Genomic DNA, 24,044 nt, shown 5'->3' with positions numbered 1-24,044 from the left:
TTTGGTTTAGTGCTTTTTACGCGTATTCAGCTTTTTTTCTAGCTGAGGTGTCGCTTGAGTGGCTTGAGGTGCCACGGCTTTACAATCGGCAAGCATAAAGCGAAACTCATACACAGGAAAATCATAAGGTGGCCTTAATCTTTCCGTTTTGGCCTCACAACCGGGTGGTTCTGCCACCACGGTATGTTGTGCGCTACTATCAATACAAACCTTTAATTGTTTGGCACGACCCATTTCTTTACCATCAACGGTAAATAGCGTTTGTTCTTCGCTAGAAACCAAGCGTAAAACTTCATCGGCCTGATCGGATACTTTAGGCTCATCAGCGCAGTTTTTGGATAAACCCTCTTCAATATTGGTTTTAGTATCGAAAATACCCGTCTTGGTGTTATCGACCTGCTTTTCAAAGTCGCGTCCAAACTTGGTACCACAACCCATACTCAACATTGTAACCATAGCACTCACTGCAATGAGCGTAGATCCCGTAAATTTCATGCATTTCTCCGTTGTAGCGAAATCAACAATCGCTCATTAACCGGAAAGGTTAATGAGCGATCTATTTTTATTATTGATATTTTGATTTTTCAAGCAAGGATTTCTCGCCGACTTGCATTTTTGCAGCGGTACCTTCCAATTTAACAGTTTGCACGTAATAAAAAGGATAGGATGTATAAGTGGTATCTAGGCGGTAATTGATAATGGTATCAGCACCGGGTTGTTCAGCTAACGCATCACTCATAAGTTTTAATACTTTTTCTTTAGTTAACTTCGGTGGAATTAGGAACATGCCTTCTTTTACCTCCGCACTAATATGTCCCAATGGTTGAACATTTGAATTTGGATAAGCAAAATGGGTTGTAGGCTCAAAAGTCCCGTGTGTTGAAGAGCAACCGATCTGGAACAGGGAAAGAGCTACGATACTTGTAACTGTTAATAAGCGCATGGTATTTCTCATTAGTTAATTAGTTGGATTATTTCAGGACTTGAGTGCCGACCTTCATTTTTGCAGCCGTACCTTCAACGCGATAGGTAACTGTGTATATGGGTAATACCAAAAATTGAGTAATATCCATAAAATGCAGGCTATTAACTAATAAATCTGCCCCAGGACTTTTCTCAATTGCTTTTGTAACCGCTTCGTATTCGAGGCTAGACGGTTTGTCGGGTGGCACAAAAAATGAAGTTTTACTGGCTTGCCCTTCAACATGGCCCTGAGGATAAACATTGCTGTTTGGATAATCAAAATGAGATTGTGGAGATAATTTAGCGACATAGGTTTGTGTGCACCCAGAGGCTAATAAACACAATATACTTAAAGAAAGTAATTTTTTCATGGTTCTTCCAGTTCTTGGATAATTTTAATAATTAAAAGGGTTTGGATTATAAAGCGCACTTCTACTTTCACATCTTTTGCCCCAATAGAAACATAAACGCTTTCATTTAAGGCAAAACCAACAGCCTAATCGGCCAAAGATAAAACGCCACCCATTTAAAGTTTAAAATTATTTTCATTGCAAGAAATAGGTGAATTTCAACATTATCACAAACATGACTAGTATTTCAAGTATAGCGCGGATAGATTTTAATACATGCATTTGAAGCGTTTTATCTAACGATTTTTTTACATCGCCAATTCAACGCTGAAAATGAGGTAGCGCAAGAAACAGTAGGTGACAATTAGGGGAGCTTCGAAAAACCTGGCTTTTGTGCTTCGACAGGCTCAGCACGAACGGTAGGCTATTGATATATAAATACCACCGTTCGCCCTGAGCTTGTCGAAGGGTGGTTTTTCGAAGCTCCCTTAGGTTTGATAGCACTCAGCGTATTACACTACGCCATTGCAGCCTTATGACGAAAACACATTGATAATTAACTAAAACAATTCCCAAACCGGCTTTAATTGCGGCGGCAACGCTGCCAGCCGGCCTAATTCCAGCCAGGGATTATCCGGCGCGTGAAAATCAGAACCCACTGAGGCGTATAACTGATATTTTTGGGCATAGTCAGTGCTAAAGCGGATTTCGTCGGCACTGGCTCGACCGGTCACCACTTCAATGCCCTCACCGCCCATCTCTTTAAAAGCCTGCAAAGCATTTCTCAACCATTTGGCACTGAGTTTATAGCGCATGGGATGAGCCAATACGGCAACGCCTCCGGCTAGTTTGATCCAGTTAATGACATCGGCCAGATCGGCCCAAACGGTGGGTACATAGGCGGGTTTACCTTTGCTTAAATAACGATCAAAGGCTTCTTGCTGGGTGCTGACGTAGTGGTTTGCCAGTAAAAAATCGGCAAAATGTGAACGGGTAATCTCGCCATTACCCGCAGCCAGCGAGACAGCGGCAAAGGCACCCGGTATGTGTTTTTTTTCCAGCTTGGCAGAAATTTTTTGCGCTCGTTCGGTACGTAACAACTGCTGTTTTTGGGTACCGGCAATTAATTCGGCTTGTAATGGATCGATATTTAAACCGACGATATGCAAACACTGACTTTGATAACTGGCGGATAATTCGATACCGTTTATTAATCGGATACCCCATTGTGCTGCGCTTTGTCTGGCTTCTGCTAAACCGGCAGTGGTATCGTGATCGGTTAAGGCCATCACACTGACACCTTGAGCATGCGCACGGCTAACCAGTTGCTGTGGGCTTAAAGCCCCATCAGAAGCGGTGGAATGCGTGTGCAAATCATATATTTCTGGCACTATTGGTAATCTCCGTACAGTTTTGCATAAAGGCCATTCTGCTGAATCAAGGTTTCATGCTTACCTTGTTCACAAATCACGCCTTGTTCAAACACATACACATGATCGGCTTGTTTAACGGCACTTAGGCGGTGGGCAATAATCAGCGTGGTCCTACCATTCAAAAATTGATTAAGCGCCTGATGCAGTTTAAATTCTGTTTCGCTATCCAAGGCCGATGTTGCTTCATCGAGTATTACCACGGACGGCTTACTGACTATCATACGCGCAATGGCTAATCGTTGTCGCTGTCCACCGGATAAGCGCACCCCCTGGCGACCCACCACGGTATCCAACTTTTGCTCTAAATCCATTACGGTGGATTTTAATTGGGCGATTTCCAGTGCATCCCATAACTCTTCATCCGCCACCTGTCGCCCCAAGGTCAGATTGGCACGAATAGAGTCGTTTAACAGCGCCGGATGCTGCAACACCGTGGCCACATGCTCGCGCACCACGTCCAGACCAATGTGATGAATGGGTACACCATCGTAATAGATCATGCCTTGTTGGGGGGCGTACAAACCGATTAGGGTTTGCGCTAACGTGGATTTCCCGCCGCCACTGGCACCGACCAGCGCTATTTTTTCTCCAGCAGCAATATTAAGCGAAATGCCGTTTAACACCGGTTCATCTTTATAACTGAAATACAGGTTTTCAACTGTCAGTCGCACGGTTTTATTCGCCAAAAACGGATTTTGCAGATGCGGGTAATCCGGCTCTTGTTTTAGCAGAGTTAGCGCATTTACTCGATGTAGTGCGCCTTTGGCTGCATAATAAGCCTGCTGAATATTCAGTATCTCTTGCACCGGTGCCATCATGAACCACAAATAACCAAACACGGCCAGCATTTCCCCTATGGTTAAACCGGAATATAAAACCATCAGCATGGAAGTAGCGCGAAAAATATCGAACCCAAACAAAAACGTTAAAAAGCTAAGACGTCCGGTTGCATCACTTTTCCAGGCAAATACGGTAGAATGACTTTTAACGGCATGGGCACTGGCTATCAGTTGTTGACAATAATGCTGTTCGCGATTACTGGCACGAATCTGATGTATGGCTTCCAAGGTTTCACTCAGCGCTTGCTGAAACACAGCATAGGCCTTGTTTTCATTGGCTTTAAGCGTTTTAATTTTTGAACCAATGGCTCTGGCAAAATAAATAACCACCGGGTTTAATACAATAATAAACAAGCCCAGTTGCCAGTTCATCCACAATAGAATAAGTGCTGTACCCAACACAGTTAAGCAGGCCACTAATAATTTACTGATGGTGGAACCAATAAAATTGTCCAGCGTATCCAGATCCGTCACCATATAGGCTGTGACTGTACCACTGCCTAAGTTTTCGTATTCGGACATGGAAATATGCTGCAAATGTTTGACCAGACCAGCACGAATGTGAAAAATAACATCTTTGGCAATCATTGAAAATTGCCGGGTTTGTATCACGTTTAAAACCACCGCTATCAAACGTAACAGCAAGCTGGCAATTAAAACGCCGGAAATATACACGAAAGGCTGTTGCCAAGTAATTGGCAAATAGGGATTAACAAAGTTTAATACGGTGCCGGGATGGTTTAACAGTACCTCATCGACCAGTAACGGCATTAACAGCGGGACAGGCACACTGACTACTACAGCCAACAAAGCAAAAATATGACCAGAAATTAATGGTTTTTTTTGCCGTAAAGCGATATTAAAAATAGTGTGCCAAGAATATTCAGATTGTTTAGGCAAGTCTGTTTTTTTCAAAAGAGAAGACATATTAAGATTGGACTGAGAGAATTATACTACCTAATGTTGACTGCCAAAAACCATTCCGGGTTCACACTTTTATTCTGGAGAATAATATGATACTCGCTATCAGAATGTTATGGTTAACCGCTTTGCTTTTAGCATCGGTGTGCCATGCAGAAAATGCCGTATCCTCTCTCCCCGCTTTGCGCAAAGTGTTCCTGCAAACCGAACAATATATCTATCAGGATCGGGATGCTGAGTATTTTACTTTGGCAGAAACCTTAAAAGACTACCCTTTATATCCGTATTTGCACTATCAATGGCTGAAAAAACATCTGGACGATACACAGGCCGTACAAGATTTTTTAAACACTTACGAAAGCAGTCGCTATAGCCGCTTATTGCGCCCAAAATGGCTATTGCAACTGGCAAAAACTCAGCAATGGCCATTGTTCAGCAAGCAGTATCGTAACAATGACGATCCTGACTTGCATTGCTATTATGCGCAAGCACAATGGCAAAGTGGGCAGCAACAGGCCGCCCTGGAGAGTGCGCGACAATTATGGCTATCTGGAAAATCACAACCAGCCAGTTGTGATGCGGTGTTTGCGTGGCTAAAAACGTCCAGCATTTTTACGCCTAATCTGGTTTGGCAACGCTTTCAGGCGGCGCTAAATCAGGATAACCTGCCGCTGGCAACGGCCTTGCAGACTGGGTTACCGGAAGCCGAACAACCAGATGCACAGCTATGGCTGAAATTACACCAGCAACCCAGCTTACTGGCTGAGGCCAGTGAGTGGAAACACAGTTACCCTTTAGCACCAGCTTTATTTGTGCATACACTATTGCGCTGGCTGGATAGCGATCCCGGCGCCGCTTTGCAAGTATGGGAAACAGAAAAACAAAATTTTGCCATTGCAGCAGATACCTTGTCCGACACGGATAAACGCTTAGGGGTCGCCTTAGCATTAAAACGCGACAGCCGTGCTTATGATAAATTAGCGCAAATTGCTAACAAAGACGCCAGCACGCGTGAATGGGTGGTACGCGCAGCTTTGAATCAACAAAACTGGCAACAAGTCTACCAAGCTTTAAACGATCTGCATGCCGAAGAAAAAATACAGGATAAATGGCAGTATTGGCAGGCCAGAACATTAACATCGCTGGGACAAACCGAGCTGGGTTTAAGCATTTATCAACAAATTGCCAAAAATCGCAGCTTTTATGGCTATTTGGCCGCTGACCATCTTCTACAGCAACCGCTACTGATAGACCATCCCTTGCAGGTGTCTAGTCAGGAGCTGGACAAATTAGAACAAAAAACCGAATTTCAGGTCAGCTCTGAATTACTGGCCATCAACCGCAAACAAGAAGCCAAGCATCAGTGGTGGTATGCTATCGCCAATCTGGAGCAACATGATTTGATGGTAGCCGCTAAACTGGCACAACGCTGGCAATGCCCTGCTCTGGCTATTTTTACCATTGCCAAGGCGAATGAGTGGAATGATATTGAGTTACGCTTTCCATTACAATTTAACAGCCAGATCCAACTAATTGCCAATGATCAACAGCTTGATCCGGCTCTGATTTTTGGCTTGATCCGCCAAGAGAGTGCCTTTGATGAATATGCCGATTCGCCAGCGGGTGCCAAAGGCTTGATGCAAATCATGCCGAAAACGGCACAACAAATTGCTCAAAATTTTAACGAAAACTGGACTGGCGAAACCAGTTTGTTCAATCCGCTGCTGAATATTAAATACGGTAGTTTTTATTTCAAAAAACTGCTCCAGCAATTTAATGGCAATCATGTACTGGCTACAGCGGCCTATAATGCAGGTCCAAACCGGGTAAAACGCTGGTTACCGGAAACAAAATCTTTACCCGGTGACATCTGGATAGAAACTATTCCTTATAAAGAAACCCGAAGTTATGTGTCCTCGGTGTTACTTTATGCCTTGATTTATCAGCAACGGTTGCAAAAAAACAGCCTAAAACTGGAAAATTTAATCTCTATCATCAACCCCGGTTAAAAATTGAGCTGATTTTTTATGCTGACTATTGGATAATGGGAGGTGTTTTCATATCACTCTAATCAGGTAAAAATTTAATGGAGAAACAGCACAGTTTCACACGCGAAGAGTTGTTAATGTCAGGTCGTGGCGAATTATACGGTCCAACCAACGCACAACTGCCACTACCAAATATGCTCATGATGGATCGCATCATTCATATTTCCGACACGGGCGGCAAATATGATAAAGGTGAAATTATTGCTGAATTGGATATTAATCCTGACTTATGGTTTTTTGGCTGCCATTTCCAAGGTGATCCAGTCATGCCAGGCTGTCTTGGTTTGGATGCCATGTGGCAATTGATTGGTTTTTATTTATGCTGGATGGGCGGCCCCGGCAAAGGTAGGGCACTGGGTTGTGGCGAAGTTAAATTTACCGGCCAAGTATTGCCCACTGCAAAAAAAGTGACCTATCGAATTGATCTTAAACGCGTTATATTGCGTAAATTGGTAATGGGCATTGGTGATGCTATCATGGAAGTAGACGGCAAACCCATTTATGAGGCCAGCGATCTACGTGTTGGTCTATTTACTTCTACCCAAGATTTTTAAGGCATCTGTATGAAACGCGTTGTAGTTACCGGCTTAGGTATCGTTTCCAGCATTGGCAATGATCGCACTGAAGTGGTCGAATCATTAAAATCGGGCCGCTCTGGTATTTGTCATGCCGACATTTATGAGGAATTAGGTTTTCGCAGCCATGTGCATGGCCCCATCAATCTGGATATCGACGCACTGATAGACCGTAAGATAAAACGCTTTATGGGTGATGGCGCGGCTTATAATTATATTGCCATGCAACAAGCTATCATCGATGCCGGATTGGAAGACGACGAGGTTTCCAATTATCGTACCGGTCTGGTGATGGGTTCTGGCGGACCTTCCACCTCAAACTTGGTGGATGCTGCCGACATACTGCGCTCCAAAGGCGTCAAAAAAGTGGGCCCTTACATGGTGACCCGCGCCATGTCCAGCACCAACACGGCTTGTCTGGCCACACCGTTCAAAATTAAAGGTGTTAATTACACCATCAGTTCTGCGTGTGCTACCAGCGCACATTGTATCGGTCACGCCATGGAGCTGATACAGCTGAATAAACAGGATATAGTATTTGCTGGCGGCGGTGAAGAATTACACTGGACTATGTCGGTATTATTCGACGCGATGGGCGCCCTCTCCTCCAAATACAATGACAGCCCAGAAACCGCTTCCAGACCTTACGACAGCAACCGGGATGGCTTTGTTATTTCCGGTGGCGGTGGCGTATTGGTGATAGAAGAACTGGAACATGCCAAAGCGCGTGGCGCAAAAATTTATGCCGAGCTGGTCGGTTATGGCGCAACCTCTGATGGTTATGACATGGTGCAACCGTCCGGAGAAGGTGCGGTTCGCTGCATGCAGCAAGCCATGGCAAGCATACACGAAAAGATCGATTATATTAATGCACACGGCACCAGCACCCCGGTGGGCGATACCCGCGAACTGGAAGCCTTGCGTAATGTATTTGGTTCTGGCCATGTGCCGGCAGTCAGCTCCACCAAGTCATTAACGGGCCATGCTTTGGGTGCTGCCGGTGTTAACGAAGCCATCTATTCCTTATTAATGATGCAGGAAAACTTCCTCAGCGCGTCTGCAAATATTACCGACCTGGATCCTGATGCGGCCGATATTCCTATTATCCGCGACTATCAAAGCCCGGTAAGCCTGAATACGGTGATGTCTAACAGCTTCGGATTTGGCGGCACCAATGCCACTCTGATTTTTCAGCGTTATAACGGCTAACCTTAAGTTGCTACAGCTTTTGCGCTGTAGCAACATACTTCAGAGTCATGACCGAATTAGAATATAAAACCAGAACCCAGTTCAACAAACTCCAAAAACGTCTGCGTCGCGGCGTTGGAGAGGCCATTGTCGATTACAATATGATCGAACAGGGCGACAAAGTAATGGTTTGTCTATCTGGCGGCAAAGACTCCTATACCTTGCTGGATATTTTGCTCAATCTGCAAAAAACCGCGCCTATCGACTTTGAAATTCTGGCGGTTAATCTGGATCAAAAGCAACCGGGCTTTCCAGAGCATGTATTACCGGAATATCTTAGTCAGATTCAGGTACCGTTCCACATTATAGAAAACGATACCTATAGTATCGTCAAACGTATCATCCCTGAGGGCAAAACCACTTGCAGCCTATGCTCCAGACTGAGACGCGGCACTTTGTATAGCTTTGCCCATGAACATAACATAACCAAAATCGCTTTGGGTCATCACCGCGATGATATTATCGAAACGCTGTTTTTGAATATGTTTTATGCCGGAAAAATGAAAGCCATGCCGCCTAAATTGCTGAGCGACGATAAGCGCAATATTGTGATTCGGCCATTGGCCTATTGCCGGGAAAAGGATATTAACCGCTATGCGGCATTTAAAAAGTTTCCGATAATACCTTGCAACCTATGCGGCTCTCAGGAAAACTTACAACGCAAAGCAATGAAACAAATGTTAAATGTCTGGGACAAGCAATTTCCCGGTCGTCTGGAATCTATTTTTGCCAGTTTACAAAATATTGCCCCCTCGCAAATGGCTGATACTGGACTTTTTGACTTTGCCACCTTAACGCGTAATCCGGATTCTGGATTAGCGCACCAACCTACTGAAGAGTTTGGACTGGATATTCTGGAGCGTTAAACATCAGGCTATATTTGAAAAATACGTTGACATTATTCCGCGTAAATTTAGGTTTGTATAGTATAGGCTAACGCCAGACGGGCGTAGTAATCGCGACAAATGTGCTTGATTTCGTTCAGGACAAGTTACAGCTCACAACTTTTAAATTATAAAGATTAAATAATACGATAAAACCTAACACTGAATGCGCAAAACACCTAAATGTAATGCTTACATGGACTTTTTACTATGAATAAAACAATTTTGGTGACGGGTGGTGCGGGTTATATTGGCAGCCATACCTGTGTTGAATTGCTAAAGCATGGCTATGAAGTCATCGTAATAGACAATCTGAGTAACAGCAAGATTGAAGCCATTCGTCGTATTGAGACCATCACAGAAAAAACCATTAGCTTTCACCAAGCCGATCTCAGAAACAAAATCACCCTAACCCGGATTTTTGAGTGTTCTAAAATTGATGCGGTTATCCACTTTGCTGGTTTAAAAGCCGTCGGGGAATCCTGTCAGAAACCACTAAGTTATTATGATAACAATATTGGCGGCAGCTTGGTGTTGTTGGAAACCATGACTGAACAAGGGGTTAAAACTCTGGTATTCAGTTCATCTGCTACGGTTTACGGTGACCCACACACGGTCCCCATACTGGAAGATTTTCCATTGCAGACCACTAATCCTTATGGGCGTACCAAATTATTTATTGAAGAAATATTACGCGATGCCAGTGACGCCGATACTTTAAACCAGCACCCACATCCTTGGAAAATAGGCATTTTGCGTTATTTTAATCCGATAGGTGCGCATAGTAGTGGTCTGATAGGTGAAGATCCGCAAGGCATACCCAATAATTTAATGCCCTATCTGGCTCAGGTTGCCATTGGCAAACGTGACATTCTTTCCGTATTTGGTAATGATTACCCTACTCCTGATGGCACTGGCGTGCGCGATTACATCCATGTGGTGGATCTGGCGCAAGGTCATATTAAAGCCTTACAATATCTGGAAGCAAAAGCAGAAAGCAGTGTGGTGTGTGACGCTTTCAACCTGGGTACCGGCATGGGATACAGTGTATTGGATTTAATCAATACCTTTCAAAAGGTTAACAATATGCAAATACCGTATCAAATAACCGCACGCCGCCCTGGCGATATAGCCACCTGTTATGCAGACCCTGGTTTGGCTTATGAAAAACTGAACTGGAAAGCGGAAAAAAGCCTGGATGAAATGTTGGCTGATACCTGGCACTGGCAGAAAAAAAATCCTGCGGGTTATTAAACCAGTTAAATTAATCCGCCATTCTCCACGCGATTTCGACCATTACGCTTAGCCGCATACAAAGCGGTATCGGCGGATTTAATCAAGGCCACAGACATATCGGTTAAGCCGACTTTTTGTCCTTGTACCATCTTGCAGGTTGCTACGCCAATGGAAATAGTGACCGGAATTGGCTCTCCACAATATTCTATCTCTAAGGAAGCGATATTAAAGCGCATACGTTCAGCTATGTCGTTTGCCGTATTATTGTCACACTCGCACAATAAAGCCACAAATTCCTCCCCCCCATAGCGCGAGAGCACATCATTACTGCGCAGGAATTTTTTGCTGACTGAGGCCACTTGCGCCAACACATAATCACCGGCCTGATGTCCATAGCCGTCATTAATGCGTTTAAAAAAATCAATATCCAGAAACAAGCAGGACAGTGCGCTACGATTACGCCGACTGCGCTCCAACTCTTCGGTCAGACGCTGCTCTAAAAAACGCCGATTATTCAATCCGGTTAAAGGATCGATCAAACTGGTATGGCGCAGCGCCTCGAAATTAAGATTATTTTCAAAACAGATGCCTATTACCGCAGCAATATGTTGAATAAAATCAGTTGCCATTTTCTGGGTAAAACGGTTTTCTTCATAACTACCCAGATTAATGGACCCCATACATTTACCGCGCCTTAACAAAGGCACAATAACCACTGAGGCGGGTTTTTTAGGCAAGTCAGGGAAAAAACCGGCACAACTATCAGCTTGATAGATACCTAGAAACGGGCGTATGGGCCTGCCCAGATTACTGTGCAAGCATTGATCATCTGCGACTAAAAATAAAGATTCGACAGCTTGATAATCATAGTTATCAATCTCTAGATAATGGGCAATTTCACCTTTAGGATCGACCAGACAGAGGCTAATGACATCCAAATCCAATAAGGCTTTGCTTTCACCTAAAATAAAATCGATCATCTCTGCTAACGAACTCATCCCCAACAGATGTCGCTCAAAATGCTGTAAGCGCCTTAAAGTATCGCTATTTTGCTGCACTCGATCCAACATGCCATCAAGATGACTTTGCAAAACGGATAAATTGGTAGTGATATCTTCTTCCACTCTGTCTCTCAAATCGATTCCTGACCCCAGTTAAGCCTAGCAGTTTTCTCTAAAATTGTGTGTTTTAGTTGTATAACTGTGGAGTGGTTATTAGAAAAATGACACTATTCGCAGTCAGCACTTGCCATCTATAGTAACGAATTGCCAAAAAACAAGCTAGATACCTAGGTTAAGCAGCATTTGCAAGTCGTTATGTATATTGGATAAGTTTTAACGGAATAAGGTAAAATTTGTGTCACTATTCTCCGTAAAGGCAAGCCTGTATAAAATCTGCTGCTGCCAGTTGGTGTATCAATGGTGACAGACGCGCTAAAGGCTGTTAGCACATCGTATCGCGTATTGATTTAAAATTATAAAAAACTACACTTAATAGTTACAAATTTGGTAACTTTCTCGACTCTTATCCTTTTACTTGGTTTTATGCCGAAAAAATCTCCATACTCCGCGTATTTTAAACTACTCAAGCACCTATCCACAGTCCCTCATCGTGGATTTAGCGGTTATTTTGTAGCGGTTTTATCATGTTTTGCCGCCCTGCTGATCCGCTTGTTAATTTTACCGATGGAATCAGGATTACCCTTTCTAACTTTTTTTCCAGCCGTTATTTTTGCAGTTTTTTTTGGCGGCAAAGGCCCCGGAATTGTCGCCTTGCTATTAAGTACTATCGCTGCAAACTATTTATTTATTCCTCCCTTTGGCTATTTCACTTGGTTTTTTGATCACACCACCATAGGCTCAAATGCGGTTTTTTATAGCCAAGTATTGATAGTGATGTGGGTAATAGAGGCATTTCACAAGCAACGCCAAAACTATACTATCGTTTCTCAACAACTGCGGCTAGATCAAAATCGCATAAAATTCCTAGCTGACAATATGGATGGATTTGCGACTTATACGATAGATCCGCACGGCTATGTACAATCCTGGAACAAAGGCGCACGAAAGCTATTGGGCTATAGTAAAAAAGCCATTTATGGACTATCGAGTCAGCGCTTTTTCACCGAGGAAGACATTAACAGCGGCCTACCTACTTGCATACGCGAACTTGCCCGTCGCAATGGTCATTATGAGAATCCGGGCTGGCGAGTGCGTAAAGATGGCAGTTGTTTTTTTTCCAAAATCATCGTATCCCCTTTGTATGATGAACGCGGTAACTTAACGGGCTTTGTGGAAATTCTTCGCGATTTGTCCGATCAACCTCACTATGAAAAGTATTTGCAAAGCATTATTCAATCAGCGCCTATGCCCTTGTTGATGGTGAATGCTGATGCCGAAATTATTATGGTTAATGCCTATACCGAAAAGCTTTTTGGTTATCAAACCGATGAGTTAACGGGTAAAAACTTTGACGTTTTGGTACCGGAAAGATTTAGAGAACATCATAAAAATTATTTGTCTGAATATTTGCAGAACCCAGACACTCGCAATACCACGGTTGTTCGTGAAATAAAAGGTGTCAATCAACAGGGTAAAGAATTTGCAGTACATATCGGCTTGTGTGCTATTGATTTAGCCGATGGACAATTAATTTTGGCAACCATTAACCCCATCAACCAAGCTAAATTTCGGCGTAGGGATACGGATTTATTATATGCGGGTTTAAATAACAATCCAGACAATGCTAAAAGTGCTGACATACTGAGCGAGGATATTGCGCCCCTAATAGTGGATAAAGCCAGCAATGAAGCCCCTCTGGCAAACGCTGCAAGTGCAACAGTAGTACAGACAAGCAGCGAATCCAGCCCGCCACCACCTGAACAAGTTAGCAATAGCTCCCCAACTCCAGGCACTTTAATGCCTGACTTGGAAAGGGCCGCCAGTTTAGGACTACAAGGCAATCAGTTACTGCTAAAAAAATTACTGTTTAGTTTCGCAGCAAACTACGCAACTGCAGATAGGCAAATTGAAAGCCTGCTGGCGGATAAGCACACAGAAAAAGCCGCCGAATTGTTACATCGTTTGCAAAGTGCTGCCGCCAATCTGGGTTTACAGGCATTAGCCACCACCGCGCAGCAATTTAAGAATGAGCTGCGATGCGCCCATCCTCTGAACGCACAGCCTGAGTTTGCCTTACATCTGCAAGACGCAGTAGCGTCTATTCAACAACAACTACCGGCCGATTTGGAAATAGCGACAAACACCCCTGCTGATCCTGAATTTATTCTGCATAAAATCACAGAATTAAGTGATCGCTTAAAGAAACGCGAAGTACCCAATGACAGCGAAATACTCGCATTAAACCAACTGCTTTTCGCACAGATTGACGAGGATTTACTGAATACTTTTGCCGAAAACCTATCAGCATTTGATTTTTCAAGCGCATTACAAACTTTAGATAAAATTACCGACCAGTATAAAAACAGCTTATCAGCGTAATTTGTTGGTGTCTGCCAGAAAACCGGCAGACACCCCATTAAACGGCTAACTGCGTTTTTTTATCCACCAGATACACCCATTCCTCGGTTTCTGTCACTTTAAAAGCCTTGAGTTTTTTACCTTCACACAAGGCACTGACCGAAGCACCCGTCACCGGATCATAGCAAATGCTGTGCATGGAACACTGAATATAGCGCCCGGAGTCATCAAAGATCTGACTGGCTTCGCAATCCAGCGCTTTAGGCATATGCACGCATTGATTCAAATATCCGTAAACCACACCCTTAAACCTAAGCAATAAGGCATCACGTTTTACGCCTTGATAAATGACAGTTAATGCAAATTTCCCTAACTCTGGCACTTGGGCACTACGGCAAATAGGTGTGGATAGGCTGATTATTAATTTCGACATGACTCATCCCAAACAAAACATAAATTTTGCCAGCATCAACCGGCATTTGCATAATTCTCTACTAAAACAATGGGCTAATCCTAAATTAAGCCCATTTATAGTGTCTTATGCTTTAGGGCCCCCTGCCCTAGTTCGCGTCTAAATTCACGTGGAGAACACCCATAGTGTTGTTTAAATACGCGGCTAAAATGCGCGGCATCATTAAATCCCCAGCGAAAGGCAATATCAGCCACTGGCTGACCTGAAAACAGCGGGCTTAGCAATTCTTTTCGACAATTTTCTAATCTGCGCTTCCAGACAAAACGCATGGTTGATACACCTTCATCAGCGAATAAATCGTTGATATAGCGTACCGACAAACCAGCATATTGGGCAATAATAGTGGTGTTGAGTGCTTGATTACGCAGGTTTTTCTCGATAAACGTTTTGATCGTATTGAGTGAAACGGCCCGACTTCTGGATAAATGATAGTTAGATGGCCGAATTGCGGAGAGCGCCAGTGTCAATAAATCTAATGATTGATCGGAAAGTCTGGCAAATTCTTCGGCCTGCAACTGCGCAGCCTGAGTGGCAAACGCGTGCAGAAAGTTTGCCGCCACAAAACCGATACCCTGATCACCGGGAATACGTAACGCGGTACAACGATCTATGCCCGCCACCCTGTCTCTCATCACTGTTCTGGGGATAGCAAATATCAGCTTGCTGAATTCGCCCGGACAATGGATACGATGCGGCAGAGTTGCATCATACAGAGTCATGTCGCCCGCTTGCAGAAAAACTTCTCTACCATTTTGCTCAAGTAGGTAGTCGCCAGACAGCAGTATGACGGCAAAATAAGCATCCTGACTCGGCAAATAGGCTTCGCCGGGTAAACGCTGTAAAGAAATAGCACTGGATTGAACCACAGACAATTGTAAATCATCCCCAGGGTAAATAATCAGCTGTTGGGACATATCGTCTTTGACAGCAGAGACTATATCAACATGCGTATATTCTCGGCAGATAACCTCGCGTAACCAATTCGCTCTTTCGCGGGGTGGAATAGCGTTTGTGGAAAGCTTGATACAGGCTCTCTCGGGGTTGGAAGGCAGTTTTGCTGGCATAGTCTTCACTTGTTTTTAATGCATATAATCCTTCCAAACAGCCGTTATAGTCAAGTTTTGGTGCCGTTTAGTACCAACACGAAACACTATAAAATGGGATACTAGACAATGTCTTGCAAAGCTTACACCGGCTGGCTTACACGTTTAATATAGATCTGTTCAAGCTAAGCCTATGCAAGCATACTAACCTGCTGTTTACAGGAAAAAAAGTTAGCCTAAATAAACAATAAGCTTACACATTTACTTCAGATAAGGAAAATAAAATGGAAGAATTACTCAACCACACTGCAGCTAGAATTGCGCTGAGTGCCTCTGGCATTTTTTTTATGATCGGTTTATTAACCGGGCTTTGGAAATATATTTGCATGCGGCGCAGTGAGAAACTCGAAGCACCATACTATGTCAACACGGCACACCGTGCCGCGTTAATGTACGCGTTTTCCGCACAATTGCTGGCAGTTTTTGCCGCACTCAGTGCATTTTCCGACACCGTTAATACCCTGGCAGTGATCCCACCGCTGCTGTTTTTTGCTATTGCCATCGGTCACTATATCAATCTTGGCCTAACGACTTTAAGCAATAACAGCATACGCGATTCCTTAGATCGCAATAAAGATTACACTATATTAAATGTCTTATCCGTTGCAGAAATTGGCGGGTTTTCGGTATTGTTAGTGGGATTCTTTTTACGCTTGTGGGCTTAAGCATCCGTTTTCATTGTCTGAACTCAAAGTTAATATCAAAAGAATATACTTTGTAAAAATACTCTAAAATAACATTATTAATCAATGAGCTAGTATAAGTAATACCATTACATGGTGTTACTTATACTAACGTGTCATCTAAAAAAAAAGCCGTGATCAATACAATCACAGCTTCTTATTAATGACTTTTTATGCAGAAAGGACCCGAAGGTCCTTTCATTTTAGTACTTACAGACCGTTATCAACTGTTAACGATGTAGCAGTGATTACGCCATTCAGGACATAACCTTTTTGTACCTGTACGTTATAACCAACACGTATTGCTTTGGTCAAACCGGTCCAGTTACCCTGCCAAGATATTGCAGTACAGGCCGGAACATTAACAACAACACCTTTAATGGTAACAGAAGTACCTGATACTGCAGTTGCATTACCTTGTATACCGTTATAGGTAGTCGCGCCCGCAGGTTTAGTGCATGTCAAAACTGGAGCAGAAGCAATTGTCAGCGGAGCTGTTGTAGAAAATGTTTTACCATTCGCATCAACCACCGATAAGCTTACAGAGAATGTACCATTTGCAGTAGGCGTACCTGCAAGAGTTACAGTACTTCCACTCAAAGAACCACTTAGACCAGCAGGAGCACCTACCGTGACGGTATAAGGCGCTAATCCACCCGTCGGTCCGGCAAATGTCGTGCTATAAAGCTTACCAACAGTAGCCGATGGTAATGTAGGAACTGCAATGCTCAAAGGTGTTACACAAGTGTTTGTAGGAACATCCAAAACTTGTGGAGCAGTGCAAACAGCTGGTTTCGGCTTAACAGTTACAGTTGTTGGAACACACCACATTGGATTACCATTGGGTCCGCCTGACGCAGCACCATAAGAACCAGAATAAGTAATCAAAGCGCCTACTGGGAATGAGCCATTGGCCAGTCCTTGTAAGAATGTGTAAGTTACGCCAGTTGCAGGAATCGCTACATTGTTTGCTGCGGTTGAAATGTATGGAGCCTTGATGATGATTCCATTAAACAGCGCAATATTTGTGTTTCTTGCCGCACTTACAATACTGGTAATAGCTTCATCTGTACCGGCACAAGAGGCTGCGACAGGCGCTGGAGCAATGACCAAAGTTAATGCGCTATTGCTGGTTTGTCCATTGTTATCGTTAACAGAAATTGAAACATTGTAGGTTCCAGCGACAGTTGGTGTACCAATCAATGTGTTTGTAGCGTCAAGCGACATTCCTAATGGAAGTGGATTTGCAACAACAGTGTATGGGCCGATACCACCACTGATACCAATTTGTGCAGCTACGCTACCAGCAGGTACGATAGAGTAGTCAACACCAACCTGACCGCTATACGGAACAGGATAAGTAACATTTAAACCTTGAGCAATTGCAGCAATAGAGGCAACACAATGATTAGTTGCATTGTCAACAGTACCCGAATAAGTCAACAGGTTATTCGCAACAAACGCATTAGCTGCCGTAAGTGGCGCATTAAATGTAACACCTGCGGGCAAATCAACTGTTTGACCATTATTGGCAATACCACCCGCAATGTCAGCAACAGTTGCAGAAGCACTTGTCATCACTTTATTGTTACCTGAACAAGCGACTGGAACAGGAACAGGCGGCACAACTACCACGGGTGCTTTGCTGATTACCAAGTTTGATGACGCTGCATTTTGTGTGAATCCCAGACTATCTTTAACAGTCATTATGATCGCAAATGTACCGTCAATTGAAGGCGTTCCAGCCAGTGTATCATTAACGATAGCCAAATTTGCAGGAAGAGGACTTACAGTTGAGTAGGTTTTTGTTCCATATCCACCCAGAACAGAGAATGGGTATACATAAGGCGTACCAACAGTTGCAGGCGCAAACGTCACATTAAATACCATCGGTGCATCAGCAATATCAATTGCCGTTGTAGCCGAAATGGTTGTTCCATTGCTTTTATCGTCTGCTTGAATGGTAATAGGGAAACTACCGACAACAGAGGGTGCACCGCTAATAGTGACTTTGCTACCAACAGTAGCATAAGTTAACCCTGCAGGCAGACCTGTAATGGTTACTACCAGTACATCGTTTGCAAGAATTGGAGTGACATCAAATGTGCTGCTATAGGCTTGTCCAACAACACCGCCGGCAATCACTGCGTTGATGGTAGGCGCAATGGGAAGTGGCGGAGCTGGCGGAATGTTACCATCAAAGTTTACCCCAGCCATCTGTGCGCCCAAATATCTGCCTACAGTGACTGGAGGCGTCGAACTACCCGATGTATCAACATTTGATCCCGGAATTACTGCACCATTAGCATCTAAAATACCAATTGCTTCATGGGTCTGCGGATCAAAGTCACCGTTATACGCATAGTACTCAAAACGATACGCAACTGCGATTGCACCTGGATCAAGAGCAACACCGCTCAAGTCAATTGTGCCGTTAGCACCACCACCCGTAGCACCCGCATCATACTGCAGACGTTGCCATTCAATTTGGGTTTGGGCTTTTTGCATAAGTGCGTTATTACCCATCAAATCTTCAACAGCAATATTATTCAAAGAGCCAGTAGCAGTCACTTTAACCCAACGTGGCTCACCAAATTCAAACTGATTTGGCGCAGGAGCTGCCATAACTGCATGAATAGCAGCGGCGGGTGGTTGATTGACAGGTGGCGGCAAAGGTAAGCCAGGCGCAGGTGCCGGTGGCTGTACTACAACAGCCGGAGGTACTTGTGCAATATTAATCTGCACGTTTGGTACAAAGGCATCCGTCCTTGAAATTGGACCCGTAGTTGCTCCAGCGGGCCAAGGTGTAGTTTCAGTCAACCAGTTATAACGAACAACGGGTGTAGGCTTATTTGTACTAACACCAAAGTGGTCACACGGATACTGCGGGCCATATCCGTTAGGACCAGGAGCGCCTAATGGCCAACAGCTGTCGTGAGGAGATACGACGAGCGTTCCAGACGGGGTCGATTTTGTATCATCTCTATAAGTAACACGAACACCCGTAGCTGTTGTGGTGACGACGGGAATACCATAGCGTTCCATTCCAGTCCAACGTGTAGCATCACCGAATAGTGAGGTAATGTCAGAGGGTACAATACCATCCAGTTCAATCTCAAAACCATGTGCCACTTTGCCGGTATCATTTATAACGTCAAAATTTGCAACAGGTCCATATGTGGCAGCATTTGTTGACAGTGGTAACATCATTAATGCTGGAATTAATAATAGTTTCTTCATATTTTTCCTATGCTATTTGAGCTTTTTCAATAAATTTTAATTAGTAAAATCGCATAAATGGTTTCACAAACAATTGAAACTGGGTTTAGCCCACGATTTTACGGATACGACACTCATTATTTTTTATATTAAATGTGATGCCGATCACGGCTAGATATAACAATAAATATGCCAATTGTTACCGTATTGAAATTTATGATACTTTTTATTTTGACACAATAAATACCCTACCAAAATTGCAGTCTCTGCAAATTTTGTCTACCTATTTTGCATAAATGATTAATACCGTCATTCGACATTAACAGGATTTGTCGTGTGTCAGTCATTGCGAAATTTCATGATATCAACATGAATTTTTTGTCACGAAGCATGCATAATGACACTCATACAAACGAGGAAGCAGGGTTTCAAGCTGGGTCTCATTTTCACTTAACCCAGCTTACACCCTGCCCTAGTTTACAGGTGGTTTTTAGAAATAAATGGTAATTCCGGCTCTGGCCATGCGTGGTTCGACCGGATGTCTGACGATGCCAAAGGTGCCGGTCTGCGCACCAGCACCAGCGGTTGAGGCATAGTTATAGGCATAAGCAATATCACTGGTGGTTTCGCCCAGCAAATTGAAGATATTGAAATCCAGTTTATAATTTTTCTGTTTGTAGCCTAAACCCAGATTGAGAATATCAACATTCGATGTCCAAAAAGTACCGTTGGAATCCAGCGGCGAATCACCAAAATGCCGCAAGCGCAAGGACCCATACATTCCATTCGGCGCCACCACTTGAATACCGGCCGCGATAACGGTGCCTACCAAATTAGGTATATAGTTGCCGGTACATGCGGCGGTAGCACTTGCCGTAGGGCAGCTCGGCGTGCCGTTTGAATAGTCGGTTTGAGGGGTGTTCACAAAATGACCGTAGCTTTTTGCAAGATCAAAATCCAGTGTTAACCAGTCGGTTGGTTTATAGTAGTTGGTGAACTCCAGTCCATATCGCTCGGATTTACCGTTTACATTAGTCGCCCCCTCATCCCCTGCAAACACCAGCTCTTGGCTGGATTGTAACCACCATAAGGCTAAGGTGCTGTTTAAATTAGGAATAATATTGCTACGTGCGCCGATTTCTCCACCGCGCTGCCACGCCATAGGCGTGACCATGCCACTGCTACCGGCAGCGTTGCCGTCAGGTGTAATTTGTAGTGTCGTACCGCGCGCATCGTTAGAATGATAACCAGAACCGGCGTTTAAGAAATACTCGGTGTTATACCAGGGACCCAGTATCGCGCTAAACTTTGGACTGATCATTTCTTTAGAGCGATAACCGGAATTGGCTGCATTAATGGCGGCAGAAGTGGTCGCATTGGCCAGCGTAATTTCTCCAGCACTGACGGCACTTGAATAAGCCGATGTAGAGGAGGCATCCATTTGTGCTATTGCGGCATTCCCTGTGGTAAAGGGATTAGCAAGCGCCTCAACTTGCATGGTAATAAAATCGGCTCGCAAGGCTTGTATGGTTCGAAACTTCTCGTTCCAGTGGATCTGGTTTTTAAAATACAGACCACCGGTACTTTCCGATACATTATCCAGACTGATGGTATTCAATAATTGTCGGTTAACCGTGTTATATAAACCCAGCCCCATGATTTCGTCGTGCCGGAAACTCATACCATAGGTGTTGTCCATATCCAGTCCGAATAGTTGGTCGTAATGGGTGAGTTCTTCATTGCCACCCACTTGCACCCGATGTTCACGCTGATTCATCTGATCCCCCCAAGGGCCGCTGGTGTAACCACTAAAGTTAGAATACAGATTTAAGTCGTAATAGACCGCATAAACATTGGCATCGTTTTTCCAGTCCTGGCCTTTATTCCAAACATTGGTAGAGAAACTGTAACGATTGGTGTTACCGCCGTCTGACGGACTTAAAGAGCCATAAAGTCCCAATTGACCACTATCTATGGCAGTTTGAGCAATCTGGTTGGTCGCCGTCCAGGCATTGCTATAAGCTTTGGCATTGACTGCTACCCCCCAATTATCATGGTCCTGGGTATAACGCAGTATACCGTTGTATTTATGGCCGTTTTCCGGTACAGCCCACGCGCCGTTATAAGTTTGAAACTCGGCACCATACAGCAAATTGCCATCACCCAGTTTGCTGGAATTGGCCGCTACGGTTCGGTAAAAATCGAACTCGCCGCCGGTAAACTTTAAAAAACCTTGGGGTAAGGTTTTCGTGGTTGTCATTTTGTTAAAACCTGCCGAAGAAAAATCACCAATTTCAGCGTAATACGGTCCTTTACCGTATTCGATTTTATCGACCAATTCTGGAATTAGGCTATTCAGGTCCATATAACCCTGCCCGTGGGCATGGCTGGGCATGTTCATCGGAATGCCATCGACAATAGTGGTAAAATCGGTACCATGATCAAGATTATAGCCACGTAAAAAATACTGATTGGCTTTACCAGAGCCACTGTGTTGAGTCGCAATCATACCGGGGATCAACTCCACCAGCTCACCCGGACGCGATGAGGCACGGAATTGAATTTGTTCCTGACTGATCACCCCCTGTGAAGCAGAACCGGTTTGACCCAGCAAGTTTTTGGAGCGACCGGCTTTAACGCTGATTTCGCCCAACTCCTCAACTTTCAAGGTTTTAATTACGGGCGCGTCTGGATCGCTTTCCTCTACCTGTTTGCCTGAATTTGTTGGCTTTACTTGCGCAGGTGCGGTAGGTTGCTGCTCCTGAAGAGCTGGGGAAGTTTGACTAGGTGTAGTTGCCTGTTGCGTCTGTTTTATAAGCTTAGCGGATTTTTTATTCTTGGCTTTTTTAACCACTTTAGCCTGATCGGATGACGTTACCTGCGCGGTTGACTCAAGACCCGGCGCAGCATGAAGCTCGACAGAACTGCATCCTAAAATAACACCCAATCCGATAATCAGTTGTTTCTTTTTAAAAATAGTGTCGTAACTGCTCACTGCCTGCTCCTGATGCGCTAAATTATTATTTTATTGAAGCCATCTAACTGATAGCTTTTAGGTTTGGATAGAAAAAAGGGGGTATCAGCACTAAGCCATTCTGCCAACAGTGCCATTTTTGCAATTTGAAACAGACTAGGATTGTTAGTGCTTGTAGCAAAAGAATTTTGAGACTTGTAATTATCAGCGTTGCCCTTGCGCGCAACCCAAGGCTGCACAGTAATGCGTTTGACAAAGCGAAGCTGAGGGTAATTAAGACGACGGTGTGATTTGTTTACAGTATTGCCGCTAGGGAAACGGGCAAAACAACACTGAAGATTAGCGGCTTCAGTTAAATAAAAACAGGTATTTTGGAACGGGCGGGGAACGAGGAAAGCATAAAACCAAGCGGGTGGCGAAGTAAGACCAACGCCATTGCTAAGGAGGTGCTTACCAGGTGTATGGTTAATCTTTGGAAAATAATTTTTAAAATCCAAGTTTTGACAATCGGCACTGTCACTGGGATAAAAACGCTGAGTGATGGAAACCACACCCGTATTGATAAAAGAGTGTTTAACAGCAAATAGCTGATAATCAGCAGCGCTGTTTAGTTTCTGCTGTTGCAGCTGTTGCAGCTGTGATTGCTGGTTCTGCTGAGCGGATAGTAGACCGGAAAGCTGAGTAGTGAGTGATGATAGCACTCCGCCGCCCGCATCTTGCCTGGCAAACTGTTCGCTGAGGACATGTGGACTATCAAAGCTGGCATTGGCAGGGTTAACCTGATTTTGAAACTGATGCACGACAGGATTATTATCGTTAATATTGATAACGGATTCTGCGGTTTTAGCCAGTGCCGAGCTGGAAAAAAGTACGGTCAATAAACAAGTAACCGCCAAAACCACCAGTTTGGCAACCAAAATACCGGCACCGTGCAAAAGCAAGGTGGCCAACATAAATCCCGCGATATATGAAAGCAGGCTGGCAGACGTAGAAATTTCCTGGCCGTGCGCGAAACCATGAAAAAAGGCGAAAAAAGCAACAATCAAAACATTGATTTTGCTGCTGAAACGAATGTTGCGCGTGATCAAAACACTGAAAACCGCACAAGAAACTAGAATAATGCCGTCCACATTTGGTATGTCCACACCCGATGCGCCAGCAAGACCACCCAAACTCATGACACTAACAAAAGCCAATGGCAGCATCCAAACGGCTCGCCCACGTAATTGCGCAGCCCAGATACCGACAGCCAGCATGGTCACTAGATGATCCCAGCCGGTTAAAGGATGCGAAAAACCATTCGCTAAACCGATGTCGTTGACATTAATGAAAGATTTACCCAAAAAGGCTATGATCAGCACCAGCGGCAAGCCAAAAGAAAACACTAGCCTGAAAAGACTATATCTTGAATCAGATTGTTTTCTTGAGAAAAAGCGCATTTAACACTCGGCCATTAAGGTGGGTAGGCAGAAAGCATAACAAAAATTTCAAAAATGATACAATAACTGCAGAAAAAAAACCTTATGCAGTTGATTTTTTATCCATTTTGCTAGTGTTTTTGCAAACCGCTATCTGGTAATTGCCCCAATGATTTTAACGGGTGCAGAGCATTAATTA

Annotated in this window: 18 protein-coding genes; 7 read left to right on the top strand and 11 right to left on the bottom strand. The window is 44.0% G+C overall.

The features are described from left to right. Positions 1-6: 6 nt before the first annotated feature. The 5 genes from ABH008_RS09730 to ABH008_RS09710 form a co-directional block, all read right to left on the bottom strand. Entirely contained in the window at positions 7-495 is a 489-nt protein-coding gene (locus tag ABH008_RS09730; protein WP_347989659.1) for a hypothetical protein, read from the bottom strand. A gap of 70 nt (positions 496-565) precedes the next feature. Further along, complete coding sequence (locus ABH008_RS09725) at positions 566-943, bottom strand: hypothetical protein (protein ID WP_347989658.1); 378 nt, start codon at positions 941-943, stop codon at positions 566-568. Between the two features lie 28 nt (positions 944-971). Beyond that, a complete protein-coding gene (locus ABH008_RS09720) occupies positions 972-1,334 on the bottom strand; it encodes a hypothetical protein (RefSeq protein WP_347989657.1) in 363 nt (120 codons plus the stop codon). Positions 1,335-1,873: 539 nt separating this feature from the next. Further along, positions 1,874-2,704: a PHP domain-containing protein gene (locus tag ABH008_RS09715; RefSeq protein WP_347989656.1), complete on the bottom strand. Its 831-nt coding sequence runs from the start codon at positions 2,702-2,704 to the stop codon at positions 1,874-1,876. Then, positions 2,704-4,512 (bottom strand): ABC transporter ATP-binding protein, encoded by a 1,809-nt coding sequence (locus ABH008_RS09710; RefSeq protein ID WP_347989655.1) that lies wholly within the window; start codon positions 4,510-4,512, stop codon positions 2,704-2,706. The genes ABH008_RS09715 and ABH008_RS09710 overlap by 1 nt, the downstream gene beginning before the upstream one ends. An 86-nt stretch (positions 4,513-4,598) precedes the next feature. Here ABH008_RS09710 and ABH008_RS09705 point away from each other — a divergent pair, with 86 nt between their 5' ends. The 5 genes from ABH008_RS09705 (at position 4,599) to galE (ending at position 10,515) form a co-directional block, all read left to right on the top strand. Next, complete coding sequence (locus ABH008_RS09705) at positions 4,599-6,515, top strand: transglycosylase SLT domain-containing protein (protein ID WP_347989654.1); 1,917 nt, start codon at positions 4,599-4,601, stop codon at positions 6,513-6,515. A 77-nt stretch (positions 6,516-6,592) separates the two neighbouring features. Further along, complete coding sequence (fabA, locus tag ABH008_RS09700; RefSeq protein WP_347989653.1) at positions 6,593-7,108, top strand: 3-hydroxyacyl-[acyl-carrier-protein] dehydratase FabA; 516 nt, start codon at positions 6,593-6,595, stop codon at positions 7,106-7,108. 9 nt (positions 7,109-7,117) lie between these two features. Beyond that, positions 7,118-8,338, top strand: coding sequence for a beta-ketoacyl-ACP synthase I (gene fabB, locus ABH008_RS09695; protein WP_347989652.1), 1,221 nt, complete (start codon positions 7,118-7,120; stop codon positions 8,336-8,338). Positions 8,339-8,385: 47 nt separating this feature from the next. After that, a complete protein-coding gene (ttcA, locus tag ABH008_RS09690; RefSeq protein WP_347989651.1) occupies positions 8,386-9,243 on the top strand; it encodes a tRNA 2-thiocytidine(32) synthetase TtcA in 858 nt (285 codons plus the stop codon). A gap of 228 nt (positions 9,244-9,471) precedes the next feature. Next, on the top strand, positions 9,472-10,515 hold the full coding sequence (gene galE / locus ABH008_RS09685) for a UDP-glucose 4-epimerase GalE (protein WP_347989650.1): 1,044 nt from the start codon (positions 9,472-9,474) through the stop codon (positions 10,513-10,515). Positions 10,516-10,520: 5 nt separating this feature from the next. Here the strand turns inward: galE and ABH008_RS09680 are convergent, their stop codons facing one another. Then, positions 10,521-11,633, bottom strand: a complete 1,113-nt coding sequence (locus tag ABH008_RS09680) for a sensor domain-containing diguanylate cyclase (protein WP_347989649.1) — start codon at positions 11,631-11,633, stop codon at positions 10,521-10,523. Between the two features lie 408 nt (positions 11,634-12,041). Between ABH008_RS09680 and ABH008_RS09675 the strand changes: the two genes are divergently transcribed. After that, positions 12,042-13,997 (top strand): PAS domain S-box protein, encoded by a 1,956-nt coding sequence (locus ABH008_RS09675; protein WP_347989648.1) that lies wholly within the window; start codon positions 12,042-12,044, stop codon positions 13,995-13,997. 37 nt (positions 13,998-14,034) lie between these two features. Here the strand turns inward: ABH008_RS09675 and ABH008_RS09670 are convergent, their stop codons facing one another. Then, positions 14,035-14,409, bottom strand: a complete 375-nt coding sequence (locus tag ABH008_RS09670) for a Rieske 2Fe-2S domain-containing protein (RefSeq protein ID WP_347989647.1) — start codon at positions 14,407-14,409, stop codon at positions 14,035-14,037. A gap of 95 nt (positions 14,410-14,504) precedes the next feature. Then, positions 14,505-15,512 carry a helix-turn-helix domain-containing protein gene (locus tag ABH008_RS09665; RefSeq protein WP_347989646.1) on the bottom strand — a complete coding sequence of 336 codons (1,008 nt, stop codon included), beginning with the start codon at positions 15,510-15,512 and terminating at the stop codon, positions 14,505-14,507. Between the two features lie 263 nt (positions 15,513-15,775). Here ABH008_RS09665 and ABH008_RS09660 point away from each other — a divergent pair, with 263 nt between their 5' ends. Further along, entirely contained in the window at positions 15,776-16,216 is a 441-nt protein-coding gene (locus ABH008_RS09660) for a hypothetical protein (RefSeq protein WP_347989645.1), read from the top strand. 228 nt (positions 16,217-16,444) lie between these two features. Here ABH008_RS09660 and ABH008_RS09655 read toward each other — a convergent pair whose 3' ends face one another. The 3 genes from ABH008_RS09655 to ABH008_RS09645 all read right to left on the bottom strand — a co-directional run bounded on the left by ABH008_RS09655 (position 16,445) and on the right by ABH008_RS09645 (position 23,866). Further along, positions 16,445-19,474, bottom strand: a complete 3,030-nt coding sequence (locus ABH008_RS09655) for a putative Ig domain-containing protein (RefSeq protein ID WP_347989644.1) — start codon at positions 19,472-19,474, stop codon at positions 16,445-16,447. Positions 19,475-19,943: 469 nt separating this feature from the next. Next, positions 19,944-22,448 carry a TonB-dependent receptor plug domain-containing protein gene (locus ABH008_RS09650; protein ID WP_347989643.1) on the bottom strand — a complete coding sequence of 835 codons (2,505 nt, stop codon included), beginning with the start codon at positions 22,446-22,448 and terminating at the stop codon, positions 19,944-19,946. A gap of 17 nt (positions 22,449-22,465) precedes the next feature. Then, on the bottom strand, positions 22,466-23,866 hold the full coding sequence (locus ABH008_RS09645; RefSeq protein ID WP_347989642.1) for a HupE/UreJ family protein: 1,401 nt from the start codon (positions 23,864-23,866) through the stop codon (positions 22,466-22,468). Positions 23,867-24,044 lie beyond the last annotated feature (178 nt).

The organism is Methylomonas sp. AM2-LC, assembly GCF_039904985.1.
Taxonomy (GTDB): domain Bacteria; phylum Pseudomonadota; class Gammaproteobacteria; order Methylococcales; family Methylomonadaceae; genus Methylomonas.
This window is presented reverse-complemented; position numbering and strand designations above follow the sequence as displayed.